19 protein-coding genes are annotated in these 16,698 nt (G+C 30.3%); 7 read left to right on the top strand and 12 right to left on the bottom strand.

Features of this window, described 5'->3' with window-relative positions; translation table 11 throughout:
- Window positions 1-41: 41 nt before the first annotated feature.
- From AJ887_RS01765 to trmA, 4 genes are read left to right on the top strand one after another with little or no spacing between them, the layout of a single operon-like run.
- The gene (locus AJ887_RS01765) at window positions 42-1,280 is read left to right on the top strand and encodes an ankyrin repeat domain-containing protein (RefSeq protein ID WP_070239604.1); all 1,239 of its coding nucleotides are present in this window, start codon (window positions 42-44) and stop codon (window positions 1,278-1,280) included.
- Window positions 1,277-2,026: an SDR family NAD(P)-dependent oxidoreductase gene (locus AJ887_RS01760; RefSeq protein ID WP_053872917.1), complete on the top strand. Its 750-nt coding sequence runs from the start codon at window positions 1,277-1,279 to the stop codon at window positions 2,024-2,026. Before AJ887_RS01765 ends, AJ887_RS01760 begins: the two co-directional genes overlap by 4 nt.
- Window positions 2,023-3,756, top strand: coding sequence for a Na+/H+ antiporter NhaC family protein (locus AJ887_RS01755; RefSeq protein ID WP_053872916.1), 1,734 nt, complete (start codon window positions 2,023-2,025; stop codon window positions 3,754-3,756). The genes AJ887_RS01760 and AJ887_RS01755 overlap by 4 nt, the downstream gene beginning before the upstream one ends.
- A complete protein-coding gene (gene trmA, locus AJ887_RS01750) occupies window positions 3,753-4,826 on the top strand; it encodes a tRNA (uridine(54)-C5)-methyltransferase TrmA (RefSeq protein WP_070239603.1) in 1,074 nt (357 codons plus the stop codon). Before AJ887_RS01755 ends, trmA begins: the two co-directional genes overlap by 4 nt.
- On the opposite strand, the gene AJ887_RS01745 is transcribed toward trmA, so the two are convergent.
- The gene (locus AJ887_RS01745; protein WP_002856751.1) at window positions 4,813-5,229 is read right to left on the bottom strand and encodes a membrane protein; all 417 of its coding nucleotides are present in this window, start codon (window positions 5,227-5,229) and stop codon (window positions 4,813-4,815) included. The genes trmA and AJ887_RS01745 overlap by 14 nt on opposite strands.
- Before the next feature lie 118 nt (window positions 5,230-5,347).
- Between AJ887_RS01745 and AJ887_RS01740 the strand changes: the two genes are divergently transcribed.
- Together AJ887_RS01740 and ilvA are read left to right on the top strand one after the other, a co-directional pair.
- Complete coding sequence (locus AJ887_RS01740; protein ID WP_002856772.1) at window positions 5,348-5,761, top strand: CoA-binding protein; 414 nt, start codon at window positions 5,348-5,350, stop codon at window positions 5,759-5,761.
- On the top strand, window positions 5,761-6,972 hold the full coding sequence (gene ilvA, locus AJ887_RS01735) for a threonine ammonia-lyase (RefSeq protein WP_002865608.1): 1,212 nt from the start codon (window positions 5,761-5,763) through the stop codon (window positions 6,970-6,972). The genes AJ887_RS01740 and ilvA overlap by 1 nt, the downstream gene beginning before the upstream one ends.
- Here the strand turns inward: ilvA and truA are convergent.
- From truA to glmU, 7 genes are read right to left on the bottom strand one after another with little or no spacing between them, the layout of a single operon-like run.
- Window positions 6,969-7,694, bottom strand: a complete 726-nt coding sequence (truA, locus tag AJ887_RS01730; RefSeq protein WP_072225843.1) for a tRNA pseudouridine(38-40) synthase TruA — start codon at window positions 7,692-7,694, stop codon at window positions 6,969-6,971. The genes ilvA and truA overlap by 4 nt on opposite strands.
- Complete coding sequence (locus tag AJ887_RS01725; RefSeq protein WP_002861467.1) at window positions 7,691-8,716, bottom strand: LptF/LptG family permease; 1,026 nt, start codon at window positions 8,714-8,716, stop codon at window positions 7,691-7,693. The genes truA and AJ887_RS01725 overlap by 4 nt, the downstream gene beginning before the upstream one ends.
- Window positions 8,716-9,492 (bottom strand): prepilin peptidase, encoded by a 777-nt coding sequence (locus AJ887_RS01720; protein WP_070284745.1) that lies wholly within the window; start codon window positions 9,490-9,492, stop codon window positions 8,716-8,718. The genes AJ887_RS01725 and AJ887_RS01720 overlap by 1 nt, the downstream gene beginning before the upstream one ends.
- Entirely contained in the window at window positions 9,489-10,157 is a 669-nt protein-coding gene (uppS, locus tag AJ887_RS01715; protein WP_002852565.1) for a polyprenyl diphosphate synthase, read from the bottom strand. Before uppS ends, AJ887_RS01720 begins: the two co-directional genes overlap by 4 nt.
- 3 nt (window positions 10,158-10,160) lie before the next feature.
- Complete coding sequence (locus AJ887_RS01710) at window positions 10,161-10,778, bottom strand: hypothetical protein (RefSeq protein ID WP_002892499.1); 618 nt, start codon at window positions 10,776-10,778, stop codon at window positions 10,161-10,163.
- Window positions 10,775-11,929 carry a bifunctional phosphopantothenoylcysteine decarboxylase/phosphopantothenate--cysteine ligase CoaBC gene (coaBC, locus tag AJ887_RS01705; protein WP_070284743.1) on the bottom strand — a complete coding sequence of 385 codons (1,155 nt, stop codon included), beginning with the start codon at window positions 11,927-11,929 and terminating at the stop codon, window positions 10,775-10,777. Before coaBC ends, AJ887_RS01710 begins: the two co-directional genes overlap by 4 nt.
- Complete coding sequence (glmU, locus tag AJ887_RS01700) at window positions 11,926-13,215, bottom strand: bifunctional UDP-N-acetylglucosamine diphosphorylase/glucosamine-1-phosphate N-acetyltransferase GlmU (RefSeq protein WP_070284741.1); 1,290 nt, start codon at window positions 13,213-13,215, stop codon at window positions 11,926-11,928. The genes coaBC and glmU overlap by 4 nt, the downstream gene beginning before the upstream one ends.
- A gap of 142 nt (window positions 13,216-13,357) precedes the next feature.
- On the opposite strand from glmU, the gene fliP reads away from it, so the two are divergent.
- Entirely contained in the window at window positions 13,358-14,092 is a 735-nt protein-coding gene (gene fliP / locus AJ887_RS01695; protein ID WP_002852529.1) for a flagellar type III secretion system pore protein FliP, read from the top strand.
- On the opposite strand, the gene AJ887_RS01690 is transcribed toward fliP, so the two are convergent.
- The 4 genes from AJ887_RS01690 to AJ887_RS09835 form a co-directional block, all read right to left on the bottom strand.
- The gene (locus AJ887_RS01690; RefSeq protein ID WP_002780361.1) at window positions 14,089-14,313 is read right to left on the bottom strand and encodes a hypothetical protein; all 225 of its coding nucleotides are present in this window, start codon (window positions 14,311-14,313) and stop codon (window positions 14,089-14,091) included. The genes fliP and AJ887_RS01690 overlap by 4 nt on opposite strands.
- A 25-nt stretch (window positions 14,314-14,338) precedes the next feature.
- The gene (locus AJ887_RS01685; RefSeq protein ID WP_070280665.1) at window positions 14,339-14,566 is read right to left on the bottom strand and encodes a hypothetical protein; all 228 of its coding nucleotides are present in this window, start codon (window positions 14,564-14,566) and stop codon (window positions 14,339-14,341) included.
- Between the two features lie 92 nt (window positions 14,567-14,658).
- Window positions 14,659-15,429 carry a transporter substrate-binding domain-containing protein gene (locus AJ887_RS01680; protein ID WP_002776733.1) on the bottom strand — a complete coding sequence of 257 codons (771 nt, stop codon included), beginning with the start codon at window positions 15,427-15,429 and terminating at the stop codon, window positions 14,659-14,661.
- A gap of 95 nt (window positions 15,430-15,524) precedes the next feature.
- Window positions 15,525-16,698 (bottom strand): Cj0814 family flagellar-dependent secreted protein (locus AJ887_RS09835; RefSeq protein ID WP_083262105.1); only part of this gene is annotated, 1,174 nt, incomplete at its 5' end.

Raw genomic sequence — 16,698 nt, 5'->3', positions numbered from 1 at the left:
TTGGATTAAATAACAAAATTAAAATTTTCAAAGGAAAAATATTGAAGTTATTATTCACTTCCTTTTGTTGTTTTGCAAGTTTAATGGCTAGCGATGCCATTAACTGCGACAACATTAAAAATAATAAAACATTGCTAAATAAAAGTTCAAATTTAGATTATTTAAATATAGCTTCAAGCTGTAAAGAATCTTTAAAAAATCAAGATTTTACAAAAAAACTCTATGCGATTTCCAATGAAATTCGCGGAAGCAGTAGCTCTTGTAATGGTGTGGCTTATTTGCCCAAATTACAACAATTTGATTTTTTATTATTAAAAATAGCTATCGATCCCATCGCTTATCAAAAAACTTTAGATACACCCGAAAATTTAGAAAAAAAATATGATATTTTAAAATCTTATTTTAGATATTGGGCATATCAAAGTATAGGAAATTTTAGACTTTACAAAGCTTTTTGGAAAGAATATAACAATGCTATAGAACCTTTAGAAAAGTATTTTGAAAGTAATTTTAATTTTGACAAAGGTAGTAATATTTACTATACTAGCAATGCCTTAAACGAATTTTTAAATTGGGCTGTTGGTGAAACAAAAATTTACAAAGACATTAGTCCTTTAGCAAAAATCATGTCAAATAAAAATTATTCAGTATCTTATATACAAGATTTTATTTTTTCAAATAATCCAAGCCAAGATGATCTTACGATAGCCTTGCAAGCAGCGCTTCTAAATCAAAGAGAAAAAGAAATTTTAGAACTTTTGATTCGTTTTGGTGCTAGGATTGACGAAGGTTATGAAAGTGCTATTTTTTACGCATTGGAAAATTATGAAAATACAAATTTTTTAATCCAAAATGGAGCGAATGTTAATCAAGCCAATGCCTTTGGTAAAACCCCACTTTTTTATGCCATAGAGTTTAATCGCCTTGATATCATAAAACTACTTCTTGATAATGGAGCAAATTTTAATCAAAAATATATTAATAACAATGAAAAATTAGCATTAAGTGCGAACATAGGTTCAAATACGCCTTATTTTATTACATTTTGTGCTCTAGAGCACACTTCAAAAAATGTTTTAATGCATGCTGCAGCCTATGGAAATGTTGAAATTTTAAAACTTCTTATTTCAAAAGGAGCAAATTTTAATGCTGTTGATGATCTTGGTTTTAATGCGCTTGACTTTGCACTATCAGCAGGTAAAAAAGAAAATGCTGATTATCTAAAAAGCTTGGGTTTAAAAGCAAATGAAAATCTATTTTACGGAGATAGTTTAGAATGAAAACCGCATTTATTACAGGAGCTAGTTCAGGTTTTGGTAGAGCTTGTGTTGAAGCTTTTATACAAGAAGGCTACAAAGTAATCGCCCTTGCTAGACGCAAAGAGCGTCTAGAAGAGCTAAAAAATGCTCATAAAGATAAGATTTACACCCTTTGCATAGATGTAAGAAATCAAAAAGAAATCTTTGGGGCTATTGAAAATTTACCTAAAGAATTTCAAGAAATTGATGTGCTTTTTAATAATGCAGGCTTGGCTTTAGGGGTAGATGAATTTGATAAATTAAACCTTGAAGATATTAACACTATGGTAGATACAAACATCAAAGGGTTTTTATATGTTGCAAAAGCTGTTATTCCTATACTTCGTAAACAAAAAAATGCTTATATTTTTAACTTAGGTTCAGTTGCGGGACGCAATCCTTATTTTGGAGGCAATGTGTATTGTGGAACCAAAGCCTTTGTAGGACAATTTTCATTGGCCTTAAGAAATGATCTTAGAGGAAGCAATATCAAAGTAACAAACATTGCTCCAGGACTTTGCAAAACTGAATTTAGTGAAGTGCGTTTTAAAGGAGATATCCAAAAAGCTGATGCAGTGTATGAAAATACGCAATTTATCAGTGCTAATGATATTGCCAAAGTAGTAATGTCTATCATTAACCTACCAAGCCATATTAATGTTAATGAAATCGAGCTTATGCCGGTAACACAAACTTGGAATGGATTTTATATAGAAAGAGATGAATGAATAAATTTTTAGTTTTATTGTTTTTACCTTTAGTTGCATTTGCAAACTCCTCAGAAGCAGCTGCAAATGCTAATTTGTTTGGAGCTTTTACGCTTATACCACCTTTAGTTGCTATTGCTTTAGCCTTTATCACAAAAGATGTTATTTTATCACTCTTTGCTGGGGTTTTAAGCGGAACTTTTCTACTTAGCCTTTCTGTAAATATTTTTAAAGCACAACATTTAGCTTTTGTAAATTATTACAATACCGCAGTAGAATCTTTTTCAAAGATTATTTCTTACATCTTAGGCTCAACTTCAGATCCAGTAAATGCAGGAATCATTTTGCAAATTCTTTGTATAGGTGGTCTTGTAGCACTTATCACAAAAATGGGTGGTGCAAAAGCTGTAGCATTAAAATTTGCCAAAAGAGCCAAATCAGCTGTATCAGCTCAAGTTAACACTTGGTTTTTAGGGCTTTTAATATTTTTTGATGATTATGCTAATTTACTGATCGTAGGTCCAATTATGCGTCCTTTGGCGGATAAATTTAAAATTTCTCGTGAAAAATTTGCCTTTATTATCGATTCTACTGCCGCTCCCGTAGCAGGAATAGCTGTAATTTCTACTTGGATAGGCTTAGAAGTTTCCTTAATTAAAACCGCTTATGAACACATAGGCATTAGCGATATTAGTGCTTTTGGAATTTTTGTCGAAACCATACCTTATCGTTTTTATAATATCTTCATGCTTTTTTTTGTAGCCATGACTGCAATCATGGGACGTGAGTTTGGTTCTATGTACAAGGCTGAAGTGCGTGCAAGAACCACAGGACAAATTGCACCTCTACCTAAATCAGGCATACTAGATACTGCTGAATTAGAAGATCAGTTTTTAGCGCCAAAAGAAGGTATTAAAATTCGTGCTTTTGATGCTATTGTTCCTATTTTTACTTTAATCATTTTAGCTATATTAGGATTTTATTTTAATGGACTTAGCACTTTAGAAGGCGAAGAACTTGCAAAAGCAAGCGCCAATCCTTTGTCTTTTGAAACTTTTAGGGCTGCTTTTGGAAATGCTGATTCTTCTGTGGTGTTATTCCAAGCTGCTTTGTTTGCTGCTATTGTAGCGATTTTTATCGGGGTGCGTCGTAAAATTTTCAATCTTAAAGAAGCGGTAGAAACTTGGATATATGGCTGGAAAACCATGATTTTTACCATAGTATTGCTTTTATTTGCTTGGTCGCTTTCAAGTATAGTAAAAGATCTAGGAACTTCTTTATTTATCACTAGTTTACTTGCAGATAAATTGCCTGAGTTTATTTTGCCTGCTACTATTTTTGCTTTTGCTTCAGCCATTTCTTTTGCCATAGGAACAAGCTATGGAACTATGGGGATTTTAATGCCTTTGGCTGTGCCTTTAGCTCATGAAATCGCCAAAATCAATGGTATGGATGCAAATGCTATGCATCATTATATGGTTATTAATATAAGCTGCGTTTTAACAGGTGCGATTTTTGGAAACCATTGCTCACCAATTTCAGATAATGTAATCCTTTCATCTATGAGCGCAAAATGCGATCATATGGAGCATGTAAGAACACAAATTCCTTATGCTTTATTTATCTGTGGTATTTCTTTAATCGCTGGATATATTCCTGTATCTTTAGGACTTAGTGTTTGGCTTGTCTTGCCTTTGAATTTCATACTTATTACGCTTTTACTAAGACTCATCGGAAAGAAAGTTCCATGAGTCTTGAAAATTTTGGAAATTTTCTTACTTTAGATGAAAAACACTCTTTCATAAAAAAATATTTTAAAGAATTTTATACAAAGGAATTTAAACTTTTTGCCTCAAAAGATAAACATTATCGTACAAGAGCTGAACTTTCATTTTATCATGAAAATGATACGCTTTTTTATGCAATGTTTGATCCAAAAAGCAAAAAAAAGTATATTATAGAATATTTAGATTTTGCTGATGAAAAAATTTGCGCTTTTATGCCAAAACTTCTAGAATGCTTGCGTCAAGATAATAAATTAAAAGAAAAACTTTTTGGCGTGGAGTTTTTAACCACAAAGCAAGAACTTAGCGTAACTTTACTTTATCATAAAAATATAGAAGATATAAAGTCAAATTTAGAAAATTTAAGCAATATTCTTCATATCAACCTTATAGCAAGAAGTAAAGGCAAAAAACTTATTTTTAAAACAGAAAATCTAAGACAAACTTTAAATATTCAAGATAGAAAAATATTTTATGAATTTAACAACGATTGTTTTATTCAGCCTAATACTGCTATAAATGAAAAAATGATTACTTGGGTATGTGAAATTTTAAGCACTCAAAAAAGAATGGATTTACTTGAGCTTTACTGTGGATATGGAAATTTTACTTTAGCTTTAGCACCATTCTTTTTTAAAATTTTAGCCACTGAAATTTCAAAAAGCAATATTAATTTTGCTTTAAAAAATTGCGAGCTTAACAATACAACAAATATCCACTTTGCAAGACTTTCAAGCGAAGAATTAAGTCTTGCTATCAAAAAAGAAAGAGAATTTTTTCGTTTAAAAGATATTCGATTGGATGATTTTAATTTCTCTCATGTTTTAGTTGATCCACCCCGTGCAGGACTTGATAAAAGCGTAATTGACTTAATAAAAAAATATGAAAATATTATTTATATTTCTTGCAATCCTATCACTTTAAAAGAAAATTTAAAAGAATTAAGCCTAACACATAGAGTGGAAGAGTTTGCTCTGTTTGATCAATTTGTCAATACTCCACATCTTGAATGCGGAGTATTTCTTAGCAAGGTATAAAAAAATAATTCATTAATTTAGCCAGTATTACTATCGCGATACAAAGCACAAATACAAAAGGGTGGATAAAAGCACCAAGTGGGTTTTTCTTCTTTAATATAAAATGACAAAATAAAGAAAAAACAACTAAAGATAAAATTCCAAAAGCCAAAATAATTTTTACAGCAAAAAGTAAATTTAAAGGTTTAAAATGAAAACCTGCCAAAGCACCTCCGCTTAAAAAAAGCAAAAGAACCACAAAAGGCATTATTTTAACTCCAGTAGCACTAAAAAGACTTTTGTCAAAATTAGGATTTTTCTTTTTAACTACACCCAAAACAAATACATCAACAAACAAATAACCTATAAACAAAATAGCACAAAGAAGATGGATTGTTAAAGTATATGGATAAAATTCTTCCATTTTTCCCTCCTTATTAAACTTCGGAATTTGCTATATTATAACACTTTTTTCATTTTTTGAATTCACTTTAGTTAATTTTTTAATCATTTAAGATAAAATACCAAAATAAAGGTTAACAATGAACGAAAAAGAAACTATCTCTTATATTATAAATACAAGTAAAAATATTGCCATATTTGCTTTAAGTCCAGATAAGACAAAAGCTTCTTATAGGGTAGCAGAATTTTTACAAAGAAAAAATTATAAAATTTTTCCTATTTATCCTAAAGAAGAGTTTATTTTAAATGAAAAAGTTTATAGAAATTTAGATCAAATAGAAGAAAAAATCGATACACTTATACTTTTTAGAAAAGGCGAAGTGGCACTAGAAATTCTTCCTAAGCTTGTTGAAAAAAATATTAAAAACCTATGGCTTCAACTTGGTATTAGCAATGAAACAGCCAAAAAAGAATGTAAAAAATTAGATATAAATTTTATACAAAATCGTTGCATTATGCTAGAATATCCGTATTTTAAAACAAAGGAAAAATAGTGTTAGAGCTTAATAAAATTTACAAAGCAAAACAACAAATTTCAGGATTTGTAAACAAAACTCCTTTCATATACTCTTCTTTTTTAAGTGATATTTGTCAAAGTGAAATTTATCTTAAAAATGAAAATTTACAAATTACAGGTGCTTATAAAATTCGTGGAGCTTATAATAAAATAGCCAATCTTAGTACTGAACAAAAACAACATGGAGTCATTGCCGCAAGTGCAGGAAACCATGCTCAAGGCGTGGCCATTAGTGCAAAAAAATTTGGCATTAAAGCAGTTATTGTAATGCCAGAATCCACTCCGCTCTTAAAAGTTTCTGCTACAAAAGCCTTAGGAGCAGAGGTGATACTCAAAGGGGACAATTTTGATGAAGCTTATGCCTTTGCAACCTCTTATGCTAAAGAAAATAATCTTAGCTTTATCCATCCTTTTGAAGATGAATTTGTAATGGCAGGACAAGGAACTTTGATGCTTGAAATGCTTGATGAAATAAGCGATCTTGATATGATTATCGCACCTGTTGGAGGTGGAGGACTTATAAGTGGTATCGCAAGTGCAGCTAAACAAATCAATCCAAACATTAAAATCATCGGAGTTGGAGCCAAAGGAGCTCCTGCAATGTATGAAAGTTTTCATGCTAAAAAAATCAAAAATGCAAAAAGCGTACGCACTATAGCCGATGGTATTGCTGTGCGTGATGCAAATCCTATTAATTTTAATATTATTTTAGAATGCGTAGATGATTTTATCCAAGTTGATGATGAAGAAATCGCTAATGCGGTATTGTTTTTACTTGAAAAACATAAAATCATAGTTGAAGGCGCAGGAGCTGCGAGTGTAGCCACCCTACTTCATCAAAAAATAAATACACAAAATCATAAAAAAATTGGCGTAGTTTTAAGCGGAGGCAATATCGATGCACAAATGCTAAATATCATCATAGAAAAAGGTTTATTTAAATCTTACAGAAAAATGCAAATTCATGTTACTTTAGTAGATAAACCTGGGGCATTATTACACCTTACAGATAGCTTAAAAATAGCCAATGCCAATATAGTAAAAATCGACTATGATAGATTTTCTACCAAGCTTGATTATGGCGATGCGATGATTTCAATTACCCTAGAAACCAAAGGTAAAGAACATCAAGAAGAAATAAGAAAAATTTTAACCCAAAAGGCCTTTAATTTCTATGAAAGTTTTTAATAACATATACGGCTTAAATAAAGCCCATTTGGCGGTGCTAAAAAGTGATTGTATTGCTTTTTGGCCTCAATCTGTTCTTTGAGTTCTTTTTCACTCATTTTTCCTTCTAAAACCTTTAAAACACTTGCTACACTTAATCTAATTTGCCCTCTTAAAAAACCATTAGCTTTAAAATGAAAAATGCTAAAATCTTTATAAGCATAAGCTCTAGCAATAAAAATTTCTCTTAAAGTCGTTTTATTATCTCCTCCACTTTTGCAAAAAAACTTTAAATCCTTTTTTCCCACAAAAAAACCCAAAAGCTCGTTAGCCTTATCTAAGTCAAATTTAGGATAAAAATGTACATAAGAAGCCATAAAAGGACTATAAGAAGAGTGAGAAAATATATAGCGGTATTCTCTACTTTTTACATCAAATCTTACTTCAAAATCATCTTTTACTTTTTCAATTTTTTTGATATGGATAAAAGGATGGGAAAATTTATTAAGCTGTTTTTGAAGATATTCTAAATTTACAAAATGATCTCCACACTCCACACTAGCTACAGCATAGCTTGCATGTACTCCTTTATCTGTACGAGAAGCCATCAAAAGAGGTGAAACAATACCCAAATGCGATAAGGCACCACTTAAAGCATCTTGAACACCTTTTTTATGAGGCTGAGTAGCAGAACCTAAAAAAGCAGAGCCATCATAAGAAAATATAATTTTTATTTTCATCAATAACGACTCAAAATCATTTTCTTAAAACAATAAGCCGAAACAAATAAACTTAAAGAAAAAATTCCAAGGCAAGCCAAAATTGGAGGTTGAGAAAAAGAACTTAAAAGTCCAAAATATATAGCAATCACTCCAAACATACCTAAATACACATAGCCTTTTTCATAACGATAAGTAACCAAACCAAAACAAAGCGCAAAAAGCGTACTAGCAAGTGGAAACAAGGCTATAGTTGTATAAATCACAAATTCTCTTGCTCTTTGTGGATTTTCGTTTAAATCATTCCAGTATTCATAAAATTTCTTTGTTTGAAGATTGTCTGTATTAAACTGAGTATTTACTACTAAAGTGTCAAATTCTCCACTAAAAATACTTTGACCTTGCTCAAAATTATACATTTTGCCTTGATTCAAGCTAAAAGCAAAGCTATCATCTTTTCTTTGCACATGCGCTTCTTTGGCTATGATAAGTTGTTCTTTATCATCTGTTTTATGTTTAGGGCGATACATAATTATGTTTTCATACTTATCACTATCTTGTTTTTCTATAAAAATCATCCAGTCTAAAAATTTTTGTCCAAATTCTCCTGTTTTGTAGTTAAATTTCACTTGAGTGCTTTTATAGTTTACAAAGTTATCCTGAAGTTCAAATACTATAGGTATCATTACCAAAGCCACAACAAGCATAAAAGCACTAATCAAGCTTGCAATTTTAAGGAAAAATTTTGCCAAAATCATTGGTGAAAATCCCAAAGTAAAAAGTACTATGCTTTCATTTTCCTTAGAAAGCCTAAACAAAGCCAAAGTTAAAGAAATAAAAAAAGATATAGGCAAGGTAAAAATTAAAATTCTAGGCAACATAAATCCATAAAGCTTTAAAAGATCCAAAAAACTAATCTCTATACTTGAAGTAAGTTTTGCAAGTTGAATAAAAAACACCATAGATACAATAGCAAAAAGTACGAAAAATATAGACAAATTCGTACTTAAAAATTGATTTAAAACATATCTTAAACTAAGCTTCATTAGAATAATCCTAAGTTTTTATAAAATAAAACTGCCACAAAAGCGATATTTAAAAAGGGTATCATAGCAAGTTCTTGCTCTTTTATTGCTTTAATTTTAAAAAAAATAAAAAAAGGCAAAGTTAAAATAGAAGCTATAAGTAATACTAAAAATCCATACTCAAAACCTAAAATTCCACCTATACAAGACATAATGATAATATCAGCATCGCCCAAATTTTCCAAAATTTCATCTTTTTTTCGGAAATTCATTAGAAAAAAAACTAAACTTTTTAATAAAAAAACAAATCCTCCAAAACTAAAAGCATTTAGTAAAAAACCTCTGCTAAACTCTTTAAAAATCAAAAAATGTAAAATTTCACTTTCCCTAAAGGCGTAAAAAAAAGCAAATAAAAAAGCGCTCCAAAGTAAGATTTGTGGTACGGCTTTGAGTTTAATATCAATTAAAGAAAGCAAGAAAAGATTAAATAAAAATAGAGATAAAAATAAAAAATCATAAAAATTTTGACTTAAAAAATAAACCAAAATAAGCAAAATTATGCCTAAAATTTCATTGATTAATAAAGAAATAGGTAAATGACATTTGCAAGTTTGACATTTTGCCTTTAAAAAAATATAAAAAAAAACAGGAATAATTTCATAGTATTTTAATTTTGTATCACAAGAAAAACAAAAAGAGCGCGAGATAAAAAAAGGCTTTTTTTCAATTATCCTACTTGCCAAACTTGCGCAAAAAGAACCTAAACAAGCCCCTAGAATTATTATGAAAAGTATCATTTTCCAAAAGTTCTTTCTCTATTTCTAAATTCTTTAATAATCCTTTTAAATTCTCTCTTGGTAAGAGATGGAAATAAAGTTTCACTAAAATAAATTTCAGCATATGAACACTGCCAAAGTAAGAAATTTGAAAGTCTTTTAGCATTTCCAACGCGAAGCATCAAATCCACATCTAAAGGTAAATCTAAATTTTGCGTTAAATTTTCTTCATTTAGCTCAAGTTTTTTCTCGATCACACGCTTAGCAGCTCTTATAATTTCATCTCTTGCACCATAACTTATAGCCAAATTAACACAAAGTGCGTCACAATGCTTTGTTTTTTCTTCAACTAAGGTAATTTTTTCTCTTACTTTATCTTCCAAACGCGATAAATCACCTATAGCTCTTAAACGCACATTATTTTTTTCAAATTTTTCTAAAGCTTCATCCAAACAACGATCTAAAAGTTCAAAAATAAAATCAATTTCATCTTTAGGACGCTTCCAATTTTCCGTACTAAAAGCAAAAAGGCTTAAATTTGAAATATTTTCTTCCATACAAACTTCCATCAATTTTTGCATAGTTTTGACTCCTTGGGAGTATCCAAGTTTTGCCAAAAAACCCTTAGCCCTAGCCCAGCGCCTATTACCATCCATAACAACAGCAAGGTGTTTTAATTCATTCATTTTTCATCCTTTAAAATCAAAAAGCCTTTTGAAAACAAACAAAGGTTCAATCTTGTTTTCTTGCGATACATTAAAATCTAAATGTTCGTTTAAAAATTTTTGTACCTTGGCAAAAGGTGTAAAAACGCTAACACCTTGTGAATCTATCAAAATTTTCAAAGCTCCAAAAACACTAAAATATAAGTAAATTTCTAAATATTTTGCTCTTTTACGCATTTGAAACAAGCAAGATTTATTTTCAAAGATAAAAGGAATATGATAAATATTTTCAAAACTTGCAAAAAGCATTTCTTTTAATATCTGATAACGCTCTATATCTTTACAATCTAAAAGATTTTGTATGATGAATTTTTTATAAGAAATTTTATCCTCTAAAATAGCGATTATCAAAGCCAATCCCTCTTCAAAAGGTTTGAAATTAGGACGCTTTGAAAGATGTTTAAATTGTATAACTCCACCATTTTGCATATAAAGTTCGGCTAAATATTCAGCGCCAATTTCAAGCTCTATCATGCTTTTGGTTTGAATCTTTTTGTGATTTAACAAAAGCGTATAATGTCCATAGCCTGATTTAGCCAAAACTTTCATTTGTATAGGCAAGGTAGAATTAATCATACTCATAATTTTTCACACCATTTTACTAATTCAAATGCCAATTTTTCTTTGCTTTGCAAGGTGCTTTTATTTTCATTGTTGAAAGTGATAAAATAAAGTTCATTTTGATCGCTTCCAAAATAATTTTTTTGATCAATGATATTAAGGCAAACCATATCAAGTTGCTTATCTTTTAAAGATTTTTTCGCATTTTCTAAGGCATTTTGAGAATCAAATTCCATCTTAAAACCTATCTTTTTGCCTTGAAATTTGCAAGTTTTAAGCAAATCTTCATTTAAAGATAGATGCAAGTTTAAACCCTGTAAATGCTCATTTTTTTTAATTTTTCCTTTTACACTTTGAGGGATAAAATCACTCACTGCAGCCGTCATAATCAAAAAGTCATGACTTGAATTTTTATCCAAAAGCTCTTTTAGATCCTTAGAACTTTCAAATTTGCAAAGCTCATAAGGAGTATCAAATTCCACAGAGCTTAAAAGTTTTACCCTAGCTCCTAAAAAATAAAAAGCGTCAGCTATAGCTTTTGCCATTTTTCCACTTGAAAAATTACTCACACAACGCACATCATCGATCTTTTCTTTTGTTCCACCACCTGTGATAACTACGCTTTTATCACACCAAAACTTTTCTTTTAAAAGTTCTCTTTTGGTGATATTAAAAATATCCTTAACTTCAGCTAAGGCTCCTACGCCTTCATCTTTACAAGCTAAAACTTTACAAATAGGCTCTATAATCAAAGCTTTATTTTCTTTAAGCATCTTTAAAGAATTTTGCGTGCTAAAATGATGAAACATATTTGTATTTGCCGCAGGAGCTATGATAAGAGGTTTATTTGCTGCAATTAAGGTTTGGATAAAAAGATTATCCGCTATACCAAAAGCAAGTTTATTGATAGAATTAACACTTGCAGGGGCAAACAAAACAAGATCTACATCCTTGCTAAAAGCTATGTGATTGTTTGAGTTTTGCCAACTTTCATTTTCCTCGCATAAAATCTCATCAGCCAAGGCTTCAAAACTCATTTTGCTAGCAAATTTTAACAAACCATTAGAAAGCAAAACTTTTACCCTAAAGCCTTCTTTTTTAAACAAAGAAATAAGCTCGTAAGATTTATAAAAAGCTATACTGCCACTAATAGCCAAAAGTATGGTTTTCATTTTTGAAATTTCTTGTAATAATAATCTTTTACCATCTTATGCCCTGCTCTATTGATAAATAAAGCGCCTTTTTCTACATTGACACTTACTGTGCTTCCTGCTGCTATGATCACTTCATCTTCGATTTTTACAGGTGCGATAAATTGCGTATCAGAACCCACAAAAACATTTTTTCCTATGATGGTTTTATGCTTTTTTACCCCATCATAATTACAAGTGATAGTCCCACAGCCTATATTGGTTCCACTATCTATCTCACAATCTCCTAAATAACTCAAATGCCCTGCTTTTACGGTATTTAACTTTGCATTTTTGCATTCTACAAAATTTCCTATATGAGTGTTTTTTAACTCACAATTTGGACGCAAATGCGCCAAAGGCCCTACATCACTGTTTTCTACAATGGAATTTTCTATCACGCTTGAGCTTTTAATGATAGAGTTTATAATCTTACTTTTACCCTCTATCCTTACATTTTCATATACTTCGCATTCACCTACAAATTCAACATCTGTACCTATAAAACTACTTTGCGGCAAATGAAAAATCACACCCTGTTGCATCCAGTATTTTTTAATTTTTTCTTGCATGAAATTTTCAGCTATACTGAGTTCAAATTTATCATTAATCCCTATAAATTCATCTTCATCTACAAAAACCGCTTTAATCATCACATCTTTTTCTTTTGCTAGTTTTACAATGTCGGTTAAATAATACTCTTTTGCCGCATTATTGTTATCAATCAAAGGTAAAAGCTCTTTTAAAAGCCTCGAGTCAATCACATAAACCCCAGCATTGCAAGTATTTATCTCTTTTTCTTGTGTATTTGCATCTTTAAATTCAACAATTTTTTCAACGCTATCGTTTTTTATCACCACTCTGCCATAACTTTTAGGATCCCTTGCTTTAAAAACTGCTAGATTTAATTTTGCATTATTACCCAACAAAGCTTCCAAACTTGTTTGCTCAACCAAAGGCATATCGCCACAAAGAATCAACACTCTTTCATTTTTAGGCTCAAACCCCCTTAAAGCTCCCGCAGTTCCTGGATAATTTTGCAAGTCTTGCTCTAAAATTTGTGTTTTTGGAAAGTGTTCTAAAATTTCTTTTTCAACGCGTTCTTTTTGATGCGATAAAACTACACTTACATCATCACTTAAAGCAAAAGCCTTTTTTAAAATGTGTAAAATCATACTTTTTTGACAAAGCTCTTGCAAAACCTTTGGCTTTTGTGATTTCATTCTAGTGCCTAATCCTGCCGCTAAAATCAAAATAGAAGTTTTCATTTTTTACCTTTGTTATTAAGAAGTCTAAAAGACTATTTTAGCAGTTTAAAGTTAAAATCCTAATACCCTTAAACTAGTTTTTAGTCATCAAAAGATAAAATTTAAATTTCTTTAGTAAAAAACAAAAAAAGGTTTTTAAATTTTGAAAAAAATATTATTATTTTTACTTTTAAGCATGAGCTTATTTGCTGCTGAAGCAACTATCCCTACAGTAAATTTAAGCTTAAGTGCACCCAATACACCTAATCAGCTTGTTACTACTTTAAATATAGTGATTGTTTTAACCATACTTGCGCTCGCTCCAAGTATAGTTTTTGTTATGACTTCTTTCTTGCGTCTTATTGTGGTATTTTCATTTTTACGACAAGCTATGGGGACGCAAAGTATGCCACCTAATACCATTTTAGTAACCTTGGCTTTAATTTTAACTTTTTTTATCATGGAACCTGTAGCTACAAAATCCTATAATGAAGGTATAAAACCTTATTTAGCAGAAAAAATAGGCTATGAAGAGGCTTTTATAAAAGGAGCAAAGCCTTTTAAAGATTTTATGCTTAAAAATACTCGAGAAAAAGATTTAGCCCTTTTTTATCGCATACGCAATCTACCCAATCCCAAAACCATAGATGATGTTCCCCTTACGGTTTTAGTTCCTGCTTTTATGATTTCAGAGCTTAAAACCGCTTTTGAAATAGGGTTTTTAATCTACCTGCCCTTTTTAGTCATAGATATGGTTGTAAGCTCTGTTTTAATGGCTATGGGTATGATGATGCTACCTCCTACTATGATCTCTTTACCTTTTAAACTCTTAATTTTTGTATTAGTGGATGGATGGAATTTGCTAGTGCAAAGGCTTGTGGAAAGCTTTGTAACCTAAGATTTATAAAATCTTAAAAACAAAATTCCAAGAAAAAGATACAAAAGCAAAAATAATTCTAAAGCTAAAAGTATATACAAAAACAAGCCTTTAACGCAAAAAAGAGCTATAAAAACAACAAAAAGAATTACTAAGGCTGTTCGCCCTAGAAAGACTTTTTCTAGGGTCTTGATAGAATAAAAAGTAAAATCTAAAATAAGAGTAAAAATAAATTCTAGCATTGTAAAATACACCCAAAAACTAAGCTTAGTGGTATCTTGCAGCCATCATGTCAATTTTTGAATTGTAAGCACTTCCGCCCGGTGCAGGTGCATTCGCAACCCCAGCACCTACTACCCCCAATCTTATTCCATAATTTAAAATTAAAGGTATAGCTCTATCTTCTTGATAAGCATATTTGCAATACTCCCCAGCTGCGTTTAGTGCAGTGCAAGATAAAAACAAAAATAACAAAAAAAATGCAACTTTTTTCATTATCTTAAATCCTTTTATTTAAAATTTAGATAATGATATTGTATATCAAAATTTATAAAATTAATATTAATTATCAATATTTTATTAAAAGCCTACAAGAAAAAAGTGATATTATTTTGCTTAAAAACTTCTTTAATGTCTTTTAAATACTTATTGCCCAAAAAATCTAAAAAGCCATTTTTCCTACTCTCATCAATGAAATTATCAAGCTTGTCCTTTAAAGCTTCATCACCTTTTCTTACAGCTATACCCCAAAACTCAGGATTTTCTTGAAAAGGCGCTAAAATGGCTCTGGTTGTATCTTGATGCTTTTGCCAAGTCCGATAAATCGTAAGTTGATCATAAAAAAATCCATCAGCCTTGCCTTGAATCACTTCCAAAATAGCAGCATTTTCTTTATCAAATAAATTAATAGTTGCATTTTTTAAATTTTTAACCGCATATAAATGCCCTGTAGAACCACGCTTTAAAGCCAAAACTTTGCCCTTTTTATCTAAATCTTTGATATTTGTAATATCAGAGTTCAAAGGAGTTAAAATAGCCAAATTTGCCTTAGCATAAGGAATGCTAAAATCCACCACTTTCTTTCTCTCATCGGTAATTGTCATAGAGGACATAATAAGATCTATCTTGGCTGTTTTTAAAGCAGGTATTAAACCATCCCAAGCGATATTTTTTACTACAAGTTTATAGCCGTTTTTCTTTGCAAAAGCTTCTAAAAAATCCACACTAATTCCACTTGCTTTGCCTGTTTTATCGCTCATTTCAAAAGGCGGATATCCAAGCTCCATTCCTACAACCAAATCTTTTGCACTCAAATTTAAAGCAAAAAAAGAGATAAAAATCAAAATAATTTTTTTCATAATTTCCTTTCAAATTTTTTTGTAAAAAAATTATACTAATTTTATCTTATTTTGTTATTAGCAATTTATTTCAAACTTAAAAAATTAATACTTCTTTAAACCCTAGTTTGTCCTATAAGATTATTAAGTCTATCCATTATAGAATCAGCGTAGGAATTAATGGTGCTAGGTTTTGCTTTCCAGCCATTGGCAATGGCTTGTTTAATTTCAGCATCTAAAGCCCAATTACCCATAGCAGATTCTTTAGGAATGTTATTTTCATACATATAAAGTTGCCCTTCTAATTTTCCATTTTTACTAGCTAGATATTTAAATAGACTTGCAAAATCTACTTTGCCTGTCATAATATCACCTATATCTACACTAGTAGTTGAAAAACTCTCTTTAGCCATAGCTCTATTGTAAGCTTCTATTGTTGGATTAAGTGTGGTTTTTGGACTCTCAACAGGTTGTCCATTTTGAGCTTTTAAAAAACTCATAAACAAAGCTTCTTTAGAATAACTTCCATCTTCATTTTGTGGATAAACTGACATATCAGGATTAAATTGCCAATCTTCACCTTTAGAAACATTTTTGATTTCTTCTAAGGATAAACCTAAAGTTTTAGGCAATAATCCATCAATCATATATCCTGAATCAACCCAAAGGTCATCAGCTTCTTTTGCTTGTTCAGGGGTTTTATAAACATTTGAAATTAAAGAATTTGAAAAATCTTTTAAACCTGTAATATTCATTCTATTGCTTGGATCATTAAAGTCCATCCATTGCGTTCCACTTACACCATAACCACTAGGCATAGAATTTATATCTGCTTCACTAAAACTTGTTTTATCACTTGGAAAGCTTTGGCTTAAAGCATTAGAAAAAAGATTATAGTATTGTTTTATGGTATCAGCCATATCGATATTGGTAAAATAGCGAGAAATTCCTAGCTGTTCTTTTATGTCTTGATATTGTGCTTCATTAAAGTTATATATCTCATCCAAAGTAGATTTATGTATCTTAAAATCTTCAGGAAGTCCTGCAGCTTTGTTAAAATCTTCTCCCATATAACCATCTTTATCTACACTATAACCATAGGCTGTATTAGTAGAAGTATTACTTATATCTGCTTGTTTGTATTTTAGAGTATAAATAGAGTTTTTAAATTCACTTGATATATCATAATTAGGAGAATTTGTCTTACTACTTATACTAAAATTAGTATTATTGCTAGTATTTGTTGTATTAGTAGAATTTAATACTTCACTTCTTGCTAGAGTTTGTGAA

The organism is Campylobacter sp. BCW_6466, from assembly GCF_001762835.1.
GTDB lineage: Bacteria > Campylobacterota > Campylobacteria > Campylobacterales > Campylobacteraceae > Campylobacter_D > Campylobacter_D jejuni.
The sequence above is the reverse complement of the archived record's forward strand: the minus strand, read 5'-3'. Positions and strand labels throughout refer to the sequence as shown.